Origin of the sequence: Streptomyces sp. TSRI0107, assembly GCF_001905845.1 — a bacterium.
Lineage (GTDB): Bacteria > Actinomycetota > Actinomycetes > Streptomycetales > Streptomycetaceae > Streptomyces.
The window spans coordinates 1-16365 of record NZ_LIVZ01000011.1; the positions used below are offsets into that span (position 1 = coordinate 1).

Genomic DNA, 16365 nt, shown 5'->3' on the forward strand with positions numbered 1-16365 from the left:
ACAGCGCCGATGGTACTGCAGGGGGGACCCTGTGGGAGAGTAGGACGCCGCCGAACTCCCTTTAGAGCTCTGGCTCTTGGGCAGACAGCCCAAGAGCCAGAGCTTTTTTGCGTTGAGGTAAGGTCGGGGGGCATCGTTGGCACGTTTTCCCACAGGAGGCCCCCGGGTGGAGGTCCAGGAGACCCGAGTTCAGACAGATCGGGTCCTCACCATCCCGAACATCCTCAGCATGGCGCGACTCGTCGGCGTGCCCCTCTTCCTGTGGCTCATCCTCAGGCCGGAGTTCGGCGGTCCGAAGAGCGATGGCTGGGCGCTGCTGGTACTGGCCCTGAGCGGCGTCAGCGACTATCTGGACGGCAAGCTGGCGCGGCGCTGGAACCAGATCAGCAACCTTGGCCGGCTGCTCGATCCCGCGGCTGACCGGCTGTACATTCTCTCGACCCTGGTCGGGCTCACCTGGCGCGAGATTCTGCCGATCTGGTTGACCGCTGTACTGCTGGCGCGAGAGCTGGTTCTGCTGGTGATGGTGGGCATCCTCCGGCGGCACGGCTATCCGCCGCCGCAGGTGAACTTCCTCGGCAAGGCCGCCACCTTCAACCTGATGTACGCCTTCCCGCTGCTGTTGCTCAGTGACGGGACTGGCTGGCTCTCGTCACTCGCTGCCATTTTCGGATGGGCGTTCGCCGGATGGGGTACAACGCTGTACTGGTGGGCAGGAGTCCTCTACGTGGTACAAGTCCGCCGTCTCGTTCGGGCGGACATGGCCGATTGAGCTCGCCGAATGGTGCGGTCGCAACGGCGCGATGGCCCGCAGCGGAAAAGTGCGCGACAATTTCGGACGGGTGAAGTCGGCTAGACCGTCGTCTCTTCGAGGAGGACGCTTCCGACATGAAGGCCGTCGTGATGGCCGGTGGCGAGGGCACACGCCTTCGTCCCATGACCTCAAGCATGCCCAAGCCGCTCCTGCCGGTGGCCAACCGGCCGATCATGGAGCACGTTCTGAGGCTGCTCAAAAGGCATGGGCTCAACGAGACCGTCGTAACTGTGCAGTTCCTTGCCTCGCTGGTCAAGAACTACTTCGGTGACGGCGAAGAGCTCGGAATGGAGCTCACCTATGCCAACGAGGAGAAGCCACTCGGTACCGCGGGAAGCGTGAAGAACGCTGAGGAGGCGCTGAAGGACGACACGTTCCTCGTCATCTCCGGTGACGCGCTGACCGACTTCGACCTCACCGATCTGATCAACTTCCACAAGGAAAAGGGCGCGCTGGTCACGGTCTGTCTGACGCGTGTGCCCAATCCTCTGGAATTCGGCATCACCATCGTCGATGAAGAGGGCAAGGTCGAGCGGTTCCTCGAGAAGCCGACCTGGGGGCAGGTCTTCTCGGACACCGTGAACACCGGCATTTACGTCATGGAGCCCGAGGTCTTCAACTACGTGGAGGCCGACGTTCCCGTCGACTGGTCGGGCGATGTCTTCCCGCAGTTGATGAAGGAGGGCAAGCCGATCTACGGCTATGTCGCCGAGGGCTACTGGGAGGACGTCGGCACGCACGAGAGCTATGTGAAGGCCCAGGCCGATGTCCTGGAGCGGAAGGTCGACGTCGAGATCGACGGCTTCGAGATCTCTCCGGGTGTGTGGGTGGCGGAAGGTGCCGAGGTGCATCCCGACGCCGTACTGCGAGGTCCGCTCTACATCGGCGACTACGCCAAGGTGGAGGCCGGCGCGGAAATCCGCGAGGACACCGTCGTGGGCTCGAACGTGGTCGTCAAGAGCGGGGCGTTCCTGCACAAGGCCGTGGTGCACGACAACGTGTATGTCGGGCAGCACAGCAATCTGCGGGGATGCGTGGTCGGGAAGAACACCGACATCATGCGTGCCGCGCGTATCGAGGACGGCGCGGTCATCGGCGACGAATGCCTGGTCGGTGAAGAATCGATCGTGCAGGGCAACGTGCGGGTGTACCCGTTCAAGACGATCGAGGCCGGTGCGTTCGTCAACACCTCGGTCATCTGGGAATCCCGGGGCCAGGCGCATCTCTTCGGGGCCAGGGGCGTCTCCGGCATTCTGAACGTCGAGATCACCCCGGAGCTCGCGGTCCGGCTGGCCGGCGCCTACGCGACCACCCTGAAGAAGGGCTCGACGGTCACCACGGCCCGCGACCACTCCCGGGGTGCTCGCGCGCTGAAGCGGGCGGTCATCTCCGCGCTGCAGGCGAGCGCCATCGACGTACGGGACCTGGAGAACGTACCGCTCCCGGTGGCGCGGCAGCAGACGGCGCGGGGCAGTGCCGGCGGCATCATGATCCGGACCACGCCCGGCGTGCCGGACTCCGTGGACATCATGTTCTTCGACAGCCAGGGCGCGGATCTGTCCCAGGCGAGCCAGCGGAAGCTGGACCGGGTGTTCGCGCGGCAGGAGTACCGGCGGGCGTTCCCCGGAGAGATCGGGGACCTGCATTTCCCGGCGAGCGTGTTCGACTCGTACACGGGCTCGCTGCTGCGGAACGTCGACACGACGGGGATCACGGAGTCCGGGCTCAAGGTCGTCGTCGACGCGTCCAACGGCAGTGCGGGGTTGGTGCTGCCGAGCCTGCTGGGCAAGCTCGGCGTGGATTCGCTGACGATCAACCCCGGTCTGGACGAGTCCCGGCCGACGGAGTCGGAGGAGGCCCGACGCCGGGGCCTGGTGCGGCTCGGCGAGATCGTCGCGTCCGCGCGGGCGGCGTTCGGTGTGCGGTTCGACCCTGTCGGCGAGCGGCTGTCGCTGGTCGACGAGAAGGGCCGGATCGTCGAGGACGACCGGGCGCTGCTGGTGATGCTCGACCTGGTGGCCGCGGAGCGGCGCAGTGGGCGTGTGGCCCTGCCCGTGACCACCACGAGGATCGCCGAGCAGGTGGCGGCCTACCACGGGACCCAGGTCGAGTGGACGACCACCTCGCCCGACGATCTGACGCGGGTCGGGGCCGAGGAGTCGACGATCTTCGGTGGTGACGGCAAGGGCGGCTTCATCGTTCCGGAGTTCAGCAGTGTCTTCGACGGCACGGCGGCCTTCGTACGGCTGATCGGGCTGGTGGCGCGGACACAGCTCACGCTCAGCCAGATCGACGCGCGGATTCCGCGGGCGCACGTCCTCAAGCGGGATCTGGCGACTCCGTGGGCCGTCAAGGGTCTGGTCATGCGGCGGGTGGTCGAGGCGGCCGGAGAGCGCTTCGTGGACACCACGGACGGTGTCCGCGTGGTGGAGGCCGACGGTCGTTGGGTGATGGTCCTGCCCGACCCTGCGGAGGCGGTCACCCATCTGTGGGCGGAGGGCCCGGACGACGCGTCCGCGCAGGCCCTGCTCGACGAGTGGTCGGCGGTCGTGGACAGCGCCGGACGGTAAAGAACCCTCCACGCGCGCGTGCCGGACATGTGCCTTCCAAGGGGGCCTGTCCGGCACGTCGGTGGGGCCATTCGGAGGTACTGGGCGCGACATGCGACGATGTGCGGCATGCCGCAGCCGCCCCCCGTTCGGAGCACATCGACGCGACCGCCCGCGCGTCCGGACGCGTCCATGTCGCTGCTCAACAACGTCATGGACCACAGCCTCGACGACGGGTACGCCGAGGCGGCGGAGCGGAAGAAGGCCGTCGGGGCCGCCGGCATGCCGAAGACGCTCCGGGCCCGGCTGGGGCTGGCCGTCGGTCTGGTGCTGGCCGCCCTGGTCGTCACCGTCGGCGCCGCGCAGGCGCGGGTGGCCGCTCCCGCTCTCGCCAAGGAGCGCGAGGAGCTGATCGACCGCATCGACCGGGAGACCGAGGCCGCCGACGCGCTGGAGAACGATGTCGACGAGCTGCGCAACGAGGTCGGCGCACGGCAGCGCGAGGCCCTCAAGCACACCGGCGAGGGCGAGCGCACGGAGCTGATGGGCATCCTGTCGGGCGCCACCGCGGTGCACGGGCCCGGGGTGAAGCTGGTCGTCAACGACGCCAAGGAAGCCGGCGTGGGCGGCGACGCCGACCCGCGCGGGACCTCCGGTTTCTCCGACACGGGACGGGTGCGCGACCGCGACATGCAGCGCGTGGTCAACGGGCTGTGGGAATCGGGCGCCGAAGCCGTCTCGATCAACGGGCAGCGGCTGACCGCGCTGTCGGCGATCAGGGCCGCGGGTGACGCCATACTGGTCGACAACCGGCCACTGGTGCCGCCGTACACGGTGCTCGCGGTGGGGGACGGGGAAACGCTGAGCAGGCGGTTCCAGAACAGCGCGGACGGGCTGTACCTGCATGCGCTGCAGGAGAACTTCGGCATCCGGACCGGGATCTCCGCGGAGGACGATCTCCGGCTTCCGGCCGCGCCGAGTGTGACCGTGCGCACCGCACAGCCGAGATCCGAGTCAGCACAGCCGAGAACTGAGAAAGGCACATCGTGATCGCCGTACTGGGCCTCGTCGTGGGAGTCGTGGCCGGCCTGTTGGTCCGGCCCGAGGTTCCGGCGGTCGTCGAGCCTTATCTGCCGATCGCCGTCGTCGCGGCGCTGGACGCCGTCTTCGGTGGTCTTCGGGCCATGCTCGACGGCATCTTCGACGACAAGGTCTTCGTGGTGTCGTTCCTGTCGAACGTGGTCGTCGCCGCGCTGATCGTGTTCCTGGGCGACAAGTTGGGCGTGGGGGCCCAGCTGTCCACGGGAGTCGTGGTCGTCCTCGGCATCCGGATCTTCTCCAACGCCGCGGCGATCCGCCGGCACGTGTTCCGGGCGTGAGGCCGATGAGCACCCAGGACGAGACCGGCGAGAACAGGCTGCGCAAGGAGCTGCCCGAGGAGGTGCCGGCGATTCCAGCGCCGGCGCCGGAGCCCGAGGAGCCCGCCGAGCCCGCGCTGACCGGTCGGCAGCGGCTGGTGCAGGGGCTGTGGCCGCCGCGCGTCACGCGAGCCCAACTCATCGTGGCGGTGCTGCTGTTCGGCCTCGGCTTCGGGCTGGCCGTGCAGGTCGCGTCGAACAGCGACGGGGACAGCGCGCTGCGCGGAGCCCGGCAGGAGGATCTGGTCCGCATCCTCGATGAACTCGACGACCGCACACAGCGTCTTGAAGACGAGAAGCAGGATCTCGAGACGCAGCGGGACGAGCTGGAGAACAGCTCGAACCAGGCTGAGGAGGCCCGTCGGCAGACGATCGAGAAGGAGAGACAACTCGGTGTCCTCGCGGGCACGGTGGCCGCGGAGGGCACCGGCATCACGATGACCATCGAGGCCCCGAAGGGAACGGTCGAGGCGGACATGCTGCTCGACGCGATCCAGGAGCTGCGCGCCGCGGGCGCGGAGGCGATCCAGGTGAACGGCGTGCGGGTGGTCGCGAGCACGTTCCTGACGGATTCCGGCGAAAGCGTGGCCGTCGACGGGAACAAGATCAACGCGCCCTATCGTTTCAAGGTCATCGGCAAGCCGCAGGACCTCGAACCGGCGCTCAACATCCCTGGAGGCGTGGTGCAGACGCTTGAGAAGGAGCAGGCCACCGTGACCGTCGAGCGGTCGGACAAGATCGTCGTGGACGCCTTGCGAGCTGCGAAGCGACCTGACTACGCTCGGTCGTCCTCCCAGTGAACCGGCGGTGCATGGGGGACGTCCGGCGGGGGCATGAGCTTGCGGGGGGTCGCCGCACCGATTGGGTGGTGCGTGGTGGAAACTGTCTGGTGGACACGGACGTTGTGAAGATGTCCGGCTCGGCCAGTGTGTGCAATCAGGGTTCGTCCTGCCCCACGGGCGGGTCTGTTTCGGTCAAGGGGAATCGCCCGTGAAGTTGTTTGCGAAGTTGTTCGGCAAGAGCGCGCGAGAGGGTAGCGACAACAACGCCACCGCTCGTCATCGCGCACAGCCTGACGCGGAGGGCCAGCGCCCGCTGTTCCGGGACCAGGTGGCTGGTCCGGGCGGTGACATTTCGGGAGGTCAGGGCGCGCCGTCTGTTGACCCTGCCCAGTCCGGCGGCATAGGTTTCGGGCAACCGTCAACCTCAAGTACGGGTGGAGGGTTCTCCTCTGGTCCGTACGCGTCCAATGCGCCGGCGGGGCAGCCGCGGCAGGAGGATCCGTCGATGTCGGTCCTGGTGTGTACGAGGTGCGGTAACCGCAACGCGGAGAGCAGCCGCTTCTGTTCCAACTGCGGTGCGCCGCTGCGGGCGGGTGCGGCGGCGGAGCGTCCGTCGGAGACGACCTCCACGATCTCCATCAGCGGTCTGGAGGCCTACGACGCCGAGGCCACCGGCCAGACGCCGATGCCCACGCTCTCCCCGGAGGCGCAGGCCGCCGTCGACGCGCTGCCGCTGGGCTCCGCGCTGCTGGTGGTGCGCCGCGGTCCGAACTCGGGCAGCCGCTTCCTGCTGGACGGCGACCTGACCACGGCCGGGCGTCATCCGCAGAGCGACATCTTCCTGGACGACGTGACGGTCTCCCGGCGGCATGTGGAGTTCCGGCGCAGCCCGGACGGCTCGTTCACGGTGGCGGACGTGGGCAGCCTCAACGGCACCTACGTCAACCGTGAGCGGATCGACCAGGTCGCTCTGGCGAACGGCGACGAGGTACAGATCGGCAAGTACCGACTGGTCTTCTACGCCAGCCGGCAGGGCATCTGACCCTCCCCCAGACGCAGTCCGGGGGAAACCCCAGGGAAGGTCCATGCTTCAAACACCGAGCGGCGGTGCCGGGCACGGTACCGCCGCCGCGGACAGTGGGCTGATGAGCATCGGCATGGTGCTGAACCTGCTGCGCGAGGAGTTCCCCGAAGTCACCATCTCCAAGATCCGTTTCCTGGAGTCGGAGGGACTGATCGAGCCGCAGCGGACCCCCTCGGGGTATCGCAAGTTCAGCGCCGGTGACGTCGAGCGTCTCGGTCACGTCCTGAGGATGCAGCGGGACCACTATCTGCCGCTCAAAGTGATCCGTGAACACCTCGACGCGCTGGAGCGGGGCGAGGACGTACGCCTTCCCGTGCTCGGCCGGCAACGTGACGGCGAGGCCGTCCTGGAGCCGGCCGAGGGGCCCACGGCGGCCCGGATCGGGCGGGCCGAGCTGCTGGCCGCCGCCGGGATCGACGAGCTCCAGCTGGCCGAGTGGGAGTCGTACGGGCTGGTCACGGCGCTGTCGGACGGGGTGTACGACGCGGAGACCGTCACCGTCGCGACGCTGGTCGCGGAGCTGGGGCGGTTCGGGATCGAGCCGCGTCATCTGCGTTCGATGAAGGCCGCGGCCGACCGAGAGGCCGGGCTGGTGGACCAGGTGGTGGCCCCGCTGAGGCGCCACCGCAACCCGCAGACCAGGGCGCACGCGGAAGCGCGGGCCAAGGAACTGGCCGGTCTCGCGGTGAGGCTGCACTCGGCGCTGGTGCAGACCGCGCTCGGGGTGCGCCTGCCCTGAGCTGGGACGCGCTGCCCGCGGGCCCCGCTCGGCCGGGGTGGCGAACGGTGTCCGAGGGGGCCGGGACGGCCGGGATCGGGCACCTGATGTCGGCCCGACTACCCAAACGTCCCGAGCACGGCCTAGGGTTGCTGTGTGAACGAGCTCGATGTCGTAGGTGTCCGGGTCGAGATGCCCTCCAACCAACCGATCGTGCTCCTGCGCGAAGTGGGAGGCGACCGTTACCTCCCCATCTGGATCGGGCCCGGGGAGGCGACGGCGATCGCCTTCGCCCAGCAGGGCATGGCCCCCGCACGACCGCTGACCCACGACCTGTTCAAGGACGTGCTGGAGGCCGTCGGCCAGGAGCTCACCGAAGTACGCATCACGGATCTGCGTGAAGGCGTCTTCTACGCGGAGCTGGTCTTCGCGAGCGGGGTCGAGGTGAGCGCCCGCCCGTCCGATGCCATAGCGCTGGCCCTGCGCACCGGAACGCCGATCTACGGCAGTGACGGGGTGCTGGACGACGCGGGTATCGCCATTCCGGATGAGCAGGAGGACGAGGTCGAGAAGTTCCGGGAGTTCCTCGACCAGATCTCGCCCGAGGACTTCGGGACCAGCAGCCAGTGAGTCGGGGCGGTCCGGCGGACCTCGGCCGGGCCGCGCCTGTCACAGGACGCCGTGGGCATTTGCCGGCGGCGAGTGAGAGCGTCCTGCGGCTTCCGCCGAGAGCATTCGGCTAGCCTTTCCCCGCGGTGGGGCACGGGAAACCACTCTTAGGGTGATTATCACTCGGCGTGCCGAGTGTGGCGATCGTTGACGCACCCTTGGTGACTGCCTACCGTCGAGAAGGCAGGTCAAGGACGGAGGTCGGCGTGAGAAACAGCGGCGACGGTACGGCTGGGGGTGCCCCCGGACGCAGTTTCGGGGAGAGCGGTCCGTACCCGCTTGGGCGGGCGGCCGATCACCCTGCGCAGCGGCCGACGGCTGTGCCCGGCGGCGGAGGGGCATCGTCCGAGGAGGCCGAGGAGGTCGGCTACCGGGGCCCGACGGCGTGTGCCGCGGCGGGCATCACCTATCGGCAACTGGACTACTGGGCGCGCACCGGGCTGGTCGAGCCGAGCGTGCGGCCCGCCTACGGGTCGGGCACCCAGCGTCTCTACAGCTTCCGGGACGTCGTCGTCCTGAAGATCGTCAAGCGGTTCCTCGACACCGGGGTGTCGTTGCAGAACATCCGCACCGCCGTCCAGCATCTCAGGGAACGCGGGTTCCGTGATCTTGAGCGTATGACGCTGATGAGCGATGGCGCGACGGTCTACGAGTGCACGTCGCCCGACGAGGTGCACGCGCTGCTCCAGGGCGGTCAGGGGATCTTCGGGATCGCGGTCGGTGTGGTCTGGCGGGATGTGGAGAACGCGCTGTCTCAGCTTCACGGGGAGCGCATCGACACGGGGGAGACGCTCGTCGGGCACAATCCGGCGGACGAACTGGCCCGGCGGCGCAACCGGGCTGTCTGAGCCGGTCGCGAAGAGGTCCGGCGCGGCAGCGGAGTGGTCGGAGACGGTCACGGGGCTGTCGTGGAGTGCCGGTGGGCCTCGGGTGGGGACTCGTGGGCCCCCTGGTACCGGAAGGGGCGTCACAGCGGCTGTGAGGGCTGCTGAAACGTGTTTCCGGAGCGGCGAGTGGCGTATGGGAGCGTTCCCGCTCCGCTGCGGCCGTCGCTGTCGCTGTCGCGGTCCGTTCGTGCGGGCCCATTGTCAGTGGTGTGGTGCAGCATCGGAGATGTGAGAAACGCGCCCACGATCCTGCATCTCGACATGGATGCCTTCTTCGCCTCGGTGGAGCAGGCGTCGAAGCCGAGCCTGCGCGGGAAGGCCGTCGTCGTGGGCGGGCTGGGGCCGCGGGGCGTGGTCGCCACCGCGTCGTACGAGGCACGGGTCTTCGGGGTGCACTCCGCGATGCCGATGGGGCAGGCACGGCGGCTGGCGCCGAACGCGGCGTATCTCGTGCCGCGCTTCCAGCTGTACCGGTCGATCAGCGAGCAGGTCATGGCGCTGCTCAGGGCGCTGTCGCCGCTGGTGGAGCCGTTGAGCCTCGATGAGGCGTTCGTGGACCTGGAGGCCGGGGGAGCGGCCTGGGACGAGCAGTCGGCGCGGCTGGCGGGGGCCAAGCTGCGCGCGGACATCCGGGCGGTGACCGGGCTGACGGGGTCGGTGGGGCTGGCCGCATCCAAGATGCTCGCGAAGATCGCATCCGAGCAGGCGAAGCCCGACGGGCTGGTGCTGATCCCGCCGGGGACGGAGCGGGCGCTGCTCGGGCCGATGTCCGTGCGGACCCTGCCCGGGGTGGGCCCGGCCACCGGCGACCATCTGCGGCGGGCCGGCATCACCACGGTCGACGACATCGCCGAGGCCGGCGAGGACGAGCTGGTGCGGCTGCTGGGCAAGGCGCACGGGCAGGCGCTCCACGCGATGGCGCTGGCGCGGGACGACCGGCCTGTGGTGGCCGAGCGGGAAGCCAAGTCGGTGTCGGTCGAGGACACCTACGACGTGGACATCCACGACCGGCTCCGGGTGGGGCTGGAGGTGCGGCGGCTGGCGGACCGGTGTGTACGGCGGCTGCGCGGCGCGGGGCTGTCCGGGCGGACCATCGTGCTGAAGGTACGCAGGTACGACTTCTCCACGCTGACCCGCTCCGAGACCCTCCGCGGGCCCACGGACGACCCGGCGGTGGTGCGGGAGGCGGCGGCGCGGCTGCTGGACTCCGTGGACACGACGGGCGGTGTCCGGCTGCTCGGCGTCGGGGTCAGCGGGCTCGCGGACTACACGCAGGAGGACCTGTTCGCGCAGGCGGCGGGGGAGCGCGAGGAGGACGAGGAGGACCAGGCGGTCGACGTGCGCGTCCCCGGGGAGGCGGAGCCGGCCGAGCGGCACTGGCGGGCGGGTCACGACGTGCGGCACGCCGAGTACGGGCACGGGTGGGTGCAGGGCAGTGGGCTAGGGCGGGTGACCGTGCGATTCGAGAGGCCGGACTCGGAGCCGGGGCGCGTGCGGACGTTCCGGATCGACGATCCGGCCCTTGAGCCGGCTGAGCCGTTGCCGCTGGTTGCGCGGAGACCTGGCGGCCTCTCGGGAGACGAGGTGGCTGGGGGCCGCGAGGTATGCGGGGTCGGTGAGGCCGTCGGGGATGGAGCCGATGGGGGTCGCGGAGGCACCGAGGGTTCCGGGGACGGCCAGGCGCCCGGAGCCAGCGAGGCTGGCGGGGGTCGCAAGGTCGCCGGGGACGGCCGAGTGGCCGGAGGTGGCGAGGCCGCCAGGGAAGGTCGAGCCGCCGAGGACGGCGAAGCGCCCGGAGCCGACGAGACCACCTGGGAAGGGGAAGCCGCCGGACGCGGTCGCGTGGCCGTCGGTGATGATGAGGCTGCTCGGAAAGACCGAGCTGCTGGGAACAGCGAAGCCCCCCCGGATGGCGAGGCCGCAGAGGATCGCCGGGTACGCGGAGATGGCGAGGCCGCCGGGGAAGGCCAAGCCCTGGGAGATAGCGAGGCCACAGACGTCCCTGGGGAGGAAGAAGCTGCCCGGGACGATGAGGCCGTCAGGGAAGGCCAAGCCGCCGGAGATGGCGAGGCCGCCAGCGATGGCCAAGCTTCTGGAGATTGCGGAGCGCCTGGAAGCGCCGACGCTGCCAGGGCAGGCGAAGCGCCCGCAGATGGCGAAACCACCGGGGACATCGACGTTGCTGGGGAAGGCCGAGCCGCCGGGGACGGTGAGGCCGCCAGGCCAGACCAAGCCGCCTGAGATGGTGCAGCCGCCAGCGATGGCCGAGCGGGCGGGGACGGCGGAGCGCCTGGAAACGGCGGGGCTGCCCCGGAAGGCGATGCGCGCTGGGATGGCGAAGCCGACGGGGACGGCCGGGGTGCCGGGACGATGAGGCGGCCGGGGAAGGCCCCAGTCGGAGATGGCGAGGCGCCAGGGATGGCCGAGCGGCCGGGAGGGCCGGGCGGCGGGAGATGGCGAGGCTGCCGGGGAACAGCACGCGACCGGGGACCCGGAGGCCGCCGCAAACTCGGAGGCCGCCGGGCAGGGCCGAGTGGCTGGGGAGGGCGAGGCCGTCAGGGATGGCCAGGCAGCCGGGGACTCAGAGGCCGCCGGGGACTTGGAGAGTGCCGGGTACGGCCAAGTGGCCGGGGACTCAGCAGATGCCGCAAACTCGGAGGCCGCCGGGCAGGGCCGAGCGACCGGGGACTTGGGGGCCGCCAGGTGCGGGCAGGCCGCCGGGGACTCAGAAGCGACCGGGAACCCGGAGGCTGTCGGGCAGGACCGAGTGGCTGGGGAGGGCGAGGCCGTCAGGGATGGCCAGGCAGCCGGGGACTCGGAGGCCGCCGGGGACTTGGAGAGTGCCGGGTACGGCCAAGTGGCCGGGGACTCAGCAGATGCCGGGAACTCGGAGGCCGCCGGTGAGGGCCGAGCGACCGGGGACTTGGGGGCCGCCAGGTGCGGGCAGGCCGCCGGGGACTCAGAAGCGACCGGGAACTCGGAGGCTGTCGGGCAGGGCCGAGTGGCTGGGGAGGGCGAGGCCGTCAGGGATGGCCAGGCAGCCGGGGACTCGGAGGCCGCCGGGGACTTGGAGAGTGCCGGGTACGGCCAAGCGGCCGGGGACTCAGAAGCCGCCGCAAACTCGGAGGCTGTCGGGTAGGGCTGAGTGGCTGGGGAGGGCGAGGCCGTCAGGGATGGCCAGGCAGCCGGGGACTCAGCAGATGCCGGGAACTCGGAGGCCGCCGGTGAGGGCCGAGCGACCGGGGACTTGGGGGCCGCCAGGTGCGGGCAGGCCGCCGGGGACTCAGAAGCGACCGGGAACTCGGAGGCTGTCGGGCAGGGCCGAGTGGCTGGGGAGGGCGAGGCCGTCAGGGATGGCCAGGCAGCCGGGGACTCAGAAGCCGCCGCAAACTCGGAGGCCGCCGGGAAGGGCGAGGCCGCCAGGTATGGCCAAGGGCCAAGGAGCCGGGGGCTCAGAGGCTGCCGGGGATTCGGAGAGCGCCGGGGAAGGCCAAACGCCCGGGGACTCAGAGGCCGCCGGGCAGGGCCGAGTGGCCGGGGAAGGCGAGGCCGTCAGGTATGGCCAAGCGGCCGGGGACTCAGCAGATGCCGGGAACTCGGAAGCCGCCGGGGAGGGGCGAGCGACCGGGGGCTCAGAAGCCGTCAGGTGCGGCCAAGCCGCCGGGGACGTCGCCAGGGGTGGTGCTCAGGTGGTGCCCGGGGTGAGTGGCTGAGTGGCGTTGTGCCGAACCGGCTCGGTGGGTGAAGCCGGTGGGTGCGCGGTTCGGGTTTGCCGTGGCCGCTCACCCCGGGGGCTCAGGTCTCGTCCGTGCCCGCCAGTTTCCCGAAGTCGTGGTCCGGCAGGACCGGTGGGGGCGCGATGTCGAGGCCGTAGTGGTGGTAGAGCTGGAGTTCCTGTTCGGGCGAGAGGTGGCGGCCCACGCCGAAGTCGGGGGCGTCCTTGATCAGGGCGCGTTCGAAGGGGACGTGGAGGCTGCCCTCGACCAGTTCGCTGGGTTCGAGGGGGACGAAGGCGTCCCTGCTGAACAGGCCGGTGCGTATGGCGGCCCACTCCGGCACGCCGGTCGCGTCGTCGAGGTAGACCTCGTCGATGGTGCCGATCTTGGTGCCGTTGCGGTCGAACGCCTTGCGGCCGATCAGGTTGCGCGGATCGATATCGGTCTGCACGGGCCCTCCACGTGGTCGCAACTCATCCGTAAGCACTACGAAAGAGCACAATGGTGAACCCGGCCACTCGAACGCCTGGGCGTTGACCTCGCTGGTACGCTGGCAAACGGCTGCTGACCCCGTGCGGGAGAGTCCTCCGGACACCATCGGAGGCGCCGAAGGAGCAAATCCTCCCCGGAATCTCTCAGGCCCATGTACCGCACGGACGAGGTCACTCTGGAAAGCAGGGCGGGTGTCGACGGCTTCCGCTCTCACCGACGGTGAAAGCCGGGTCCCCTCGGGTGGTCCGGTGAAACTCTCAGGTTGAGATGACAGAGGGGGAGGCCGTCCGGGCACCCGCGCCGTGGTGCCCCTCGCAGGTCGCGTCAGACCAGGAGGCCTCCGCAATGACCGCCCCCCGCATTCCGCTCTCCGAGCTCGAACAGGGCATCCCGTTCGAGCAGCGCCACATCGGGCCCGACCTGGAGGCTCGGGCCAAGATGCTCGCGCAGGTCGGCTACGGCTCGCTGGACGAGCTGACCGCCGCCGCGGTCCCGGATGTGATCAAGAACGCCGACGCCCTGGACCTGCCGGGGGCGCGCACCGAGGCCGAGGTGCTGGCCGAGCTGCGGTCGCTGGCCGACCGCAACCAGGTCCTCGGCTCCATGATCGGGCTCGGGTACTACGGCACCTTCACGCCGCCCGTCATCCTCCGGAACGTGATGGAGAACCCCGCCTGGTACACGGCGTACACGCCGTACCAGCCGGAGATCTCCCAGGGGCGTCTCGAGGCACTGCTGAACTTCCAGACCGTGGTCGCCGATCTGACGGGGCTGCCGACCTCCGGCGCCTCGCTGCTGGACGAGGGCACGGCCGCCGCCGAGGCGATGGCCCTGTCCCGGCGCATGGGCAAGAACAAGAAGGGCCTGTTCCTGGTCGACGCGGACGCGATGCCGCAGACCATCGCCGTGATCGAGACCCGCGCCGAGCCGACCGGCGTCGAGGTCGTCGTCGCCGACCTCTCCGAGGGCATCCCGGCCGAGCTGGACGGCCGCGAGATCAACGGTGTGCTCGTCCAGTACCCCGGCGCCTCCGGTGCCGTACGGGACATCAAGCCGATCGTCGACCAGGCGCACGAGCGGGGCGCGCTCGTCACCGTCGCCGCCGACCTGCTCGCGCTGACGCTGCTGAAGTCGCCCGGTGAGCTGGGCGCGGACATCGCCGTGGGCACGACGCAGCGGTTCGGCGTGCCGATGGGCTTCGGCGGGCCGCACGCCGGTTACATGGCCGTCCACGAGAAGTTCGCGCGCAGCCTGCCCGGGCGGCTCGTCGGCGTGTCCGTGGACGCCGACGGGAACAAGGCGTACCGCCTCGCGCTCCAGACCCGTGAGCAGCACATCCGCCGTGAGAAGGCGACCAGCAACATCTGTACAGCGCAGGTGCTGCTCGCCGTGATGGCCGGCATGTACGCCGTCTACCACGGGGCCGAGGGCCTGAAGGGCATCGCGCGGCGCACCCACCGGTACGCGTCGATCCTGGCCGCGGGCCTGGCGAACGGCGGGGCCGAGATCGTTCACGGCGCCTACTTCGACACGCTGACCGTGCGCGTGCCGGGCCGGGCCGCCGAGGTCGTGGCCGCCGCGCGCGAGAACGGCGTCAACCTGCGGCTCGTCGACGCCGACCTGGTGTCGATCGCCTGCGACGAGACCACCACGCGGGCCCAGCTGACCGCCGTATGGACCGCCTTCGGCGTCGAGGGCGACGTCGAGGCGCTGGACGCGGCCACCGAGGACGCCCTGCCGGGCGCGCTGTTGCGCACCGACGCGTACCTCACCCACCCCGTCTTCCAGCAGCACCGCTCCGAGACCGCGATGCTGCGCTACCTGCGCCGGCTCGCCGACCGTGACTACGCGCTCGACCGCGGCATGATCCCGCTGGGCTCCTGCACCATGAAGCTCAACGCGACCACCGAGATGGAGCCGGTCACCTGGCCGGAGTTCGGCCAGCTGCACCCGTTCGTGCCCGCCGAGCAGGCGGAGGGGTACCTCACGCTCATCCGCGAGCTGGAGGAACGTCTCGCCGAGGTCACCGGCTACGACAAGGTGTCGCTGCAGCCGAACGCCGGTTCGCAGGGCGAGCTGGCCGGTCTGCTGGCCGTGCGCGGCTACCACCGGGCCAACGGCGACGAGCAGCGCACCGTGTGCCTGATCCCGTCCTCCGCGCACGGGACGAACGCCGCGAGCGCGGTCATGGCCGGGATGAAGGTGGTCGTCGTCAAGACGGCCGAGGACGGCGAGATCGACGTCGACGACCTGCGGGCCAAGATCGAGCAGTACCGCGACGAGCTGTCGGTGCTGATGATCACGTACCCCTCGACCCACGGTGTGTTCGAGGAGCACGTCTCCGACATCTGCGCGCAGGTCCACGAGGCCGGCGGCCAGGTGTACGTCGACGGCGCCAACCTCAACGCGCTGGTCGGCCTGGCCAAGCCGGGGCACTTCGGCGGTGACGTCTCGCACCTGAACCTGCACAAGACGTTCTGCATCCCGCACGGCGGCGGCGGTCCCGGCGTCGGTCCGGTGGCCGTCCGCGAGCACCTGGCGCCGTACCTGCCGAACCACCCGCTCCAGCCGGCCGCCGGTCCCGAGACGGGCGTCGGCCCGGTCTCGGCGGCGCCGTGGGGCTCCGCCGGCATCCTGCCGATCTCCTGGGCGTACGTCCGGCTGATGGGCGGCGAGGGCCTGAAGCGGGCCACGCAGGTGGCCGTGCTCAGCGCGAACTACATCGCCAAGCGCCTGGAGCCGCACTACCCGGTCCTGTACACCGGCCCGGGCGGGCTGGTCGCGCACGAGTGCATCATCGACCTGCGTCCGCTGACCAAGGCGACCGGCGTGAGCGTCGACGACGTCGCCAAGCGGCTCATCGACTACGGCTTCCACGCGCCGACCATGTCGTTCCCCGTGGCCGGCACGCTGATGATCGAGCCGACCGAGTCCGAGGACCTGACCGAGCTCGACCGGTTCTGCGACGCGATGATCGCCATCCGCGCGGAGATCGAGAAGGTCGGCTCCGGCGAGTGGCCCGCGGACGACAACCCGCTGCGCAACGCGCCGCACACCGCGGCCGCGGTCGGCGGGGAGTGGGACCACGCGTACGCCCGTGACGAGGCCGTGTTCCCGGCCGGGGTCTCGGTCGCCGACAAGTACTGGCCGCCGGTGCGCCGGATCGACCAGGCGTTCGGTGACCGGAACCTGGTGTGCTCGTGCCCGCCGCTGGACGCGTACGAGGACTGATCGTT

The 16365-nt window shown here is 70.2% G+C and carries 12 protein-coding genes and 1 riboswitch; of the genes, 11 read left to right on the plus strand and 1 reads right to left on the minus strand.

Annotated elements, in window-relative coordinates; translation table 11 throughout:
• Nucleotides 1–166 precede the first annotated feature (166 nt).
• The 10 genes from AMK31_RS27565 to AMK31_RS27610 all read left to right on the plus strand — a co-directional run bounded on the left by AMK31_RS27565 (nucleotide 167) and on the right by AMK31_RS27610 (nucleotide 11162).
• Complete coding sequence (locus tag AMK31_RS27565) at nucleotides 167–772, plus strand: CDP-alcohol phosphatidyltransferase family protein (protein WP_073943380.1); 606 nt, start codon at nucleotides 167–169, stop codon at nucleotides 770–772.
• 116 nt (nucleotides 773–888) lie between these two features.
• Nucleotides 889–3384 (plus strand): mannose-1-phosphate guanyltransferase, encoded by a 2496-nt coding sequence (locus AMK31_RS27570; protein WP_073943381.1) that lies wholly within the window; start codon nucleotides 889–891, stop codon nucleotides 3382–3384.
• Nucleotides 3385–3483: 99 nt separating this feature from the next.
• A complete protein-coding gene (locus AMK31_RS27575; protein WP_073943382.1) occupies nucleotides 3484–4413 on the plus strand; it encodes a DUF881 domain-containing protein in 930 nt (309 codons plus the stop codon).
• On the plus strand, nucleotides 4410–4742 hold the full coding sequence (locus AMK31_RS27580) for a small basic family protein (protein ID WP_003988855.1): 333 nt from the start codon (nucleotides 4410–4412) through the stop codon (nucleotides 4740–4742). The genes AMK31_RS27575 and AMK31_RS27580 overlap by 4 nt, the downstream gene beginning before the upstream one ends.
• Nucleotides 4743–4747: 5 nt before the next feature.
• A complete protein-coding gene (locus AMK31_RS27585) occupies nucleotides 4748–5581 on the plus strand; it encodes a DUF881 domain-containing protein (RefSeq protein WP_073943383.1) in 834 nt (277 codons plus the stop codon).
• A 61-nt stretch (nucleotides 5582–5642) separates the two neighbouring features.
• Nucleotides 5643–6605: an FHA domain-containing protein gene (locus AMK31_RS27590; protein WP_073943384.1), complete on the plus strand. Its 963-nt coding sequence runs from the start codon at nucleotides 5643–5645 to the stop codon at nucleotides 6603–6605.
• Between the two features lie 43 nt (nucleotides 6606–6648).
• A complete protein-coding gene (gene ftsR / locus AMK31_RS27595) occupies nucleotides 6649–7386 on the plus strand; it encodes a transcriptional regulator FtsR (protein WP_073943385.1) in 738 nt (245 codons plus the stop codon).
• 135 nt (nucleotides 7387–7521) lie between these two features.
• A complete protein-coding gene (locus tag AMK31_RS27600; RefSeq protein WP_004002801.1) occupies nucleotides 7522–7995 on the plus strand; it encodes a bifunctional nuclease family protein in 474 nt (157 codons plus the stop codon).
• A gap of 245 nt (nucleotides 7996–8240) precedes the next feature.
• Entirely contained in the window at nucleotides 8241–8882 is a 642-nt protein-coding gene (locus AMK31_RS27605; RefSeq protein ID WP_073943386.1) for a MerR family transcriptional regulator, read from the plus strand.
• A gap of 267 nt (nucleotides 8883–9149) precedes the next feature.
• Nucleotides 9150–11162 carry a DNA polymerase IV gene (locus AMK31_RS27610; protein WP_385313109.1) on the plus strand — a complete coding sequence of 671 codons (2013 nt, stop codon included), beginning with the start codon at nucleotides 9150–9152 and terminating at the stop codon, nucleotides 11160–11162.
• A 1554-nt stretch (nucleotides 11163–12716) separates the two neighbouring features.
• Here the strand turns inward: AMK31_RS27610 and AMK31_RS27620 are convergent.
• Nucleotides 12717–13088 (minus strand): PRC-barrel domain-containing protein, encoded by a 372-nt coding sequence (locus AMK31_RS27620; RefSeq protein ID WP_198948585.1) that lies wholly within the window; start codon nucleotides 13086–13088, stop codon nucleotides 12717–12719.
• Nucleotides 13089–13202: 114 nt separating this feature from the next.
• Nucleotides 13203–13298, plus strand: a riboswitch (glycine riboswitch).
• A gap of 176 nt (nucleotides 13299–13474) precedes the next feature.
• Here AMK31_RS27620 and gcvP point away from each other — a divergent pair.
• Nucleotides 13475–16360: an aminomethyl-transferring glycine dehydrogenase gene (gene gcvP, locus AMK31_RS27625; RefSeq protein WP_073943389.1), complete on the plus strand. Its 2886-nt coding sequence runs from the start codon at nucleotides 13475–13477 to the stop codon at nucleotides 16358–16360.
• Nucleotides 16361–16365: the final 5 nt, after the last annotated feature.

What these genes read in the sequence shown, in the direction of transcription:
- AMK31_RS27570 (WP_073943381.1), top strand. Translation starts at nt 889, where the DNA reads ATGAAGGCCGTCGTGATGGCCGGTGGCGAGGGCACACGCCTTCGTCCC.
- AMK31_RS27575 (WP_073943382.1), top strand. Translation starts at nt 3,484, where the DNA reads ATGTGCGGCATGCCGCAGCCGCCCCCCGTTCGGAGCACATCGACGCGA.
- AMK31_RS27585 (WP_073943383.1), top strand. Translation starts at nt 4,748, where the DNA reads ATGAGCACCCAGGACGAGACCGGCGAGAACAGGCTGCGCAAGGAGCTG.
- ftsR (WP_073943385.1), top strand. Translation starts at nt 6,649, where the DNA reads ATGCTTCAAACACCGAGCGGCGGTGCCGGGCACGGTACCGCCGCCGCG.
- gcvP (WP_073943389.1), top strand. Translation starts at nt 13,475, where the DNA reads ATGACCGCCCCCCGCATTCCGCTCTCCGAGCTCGAACAGGGCATCCCG.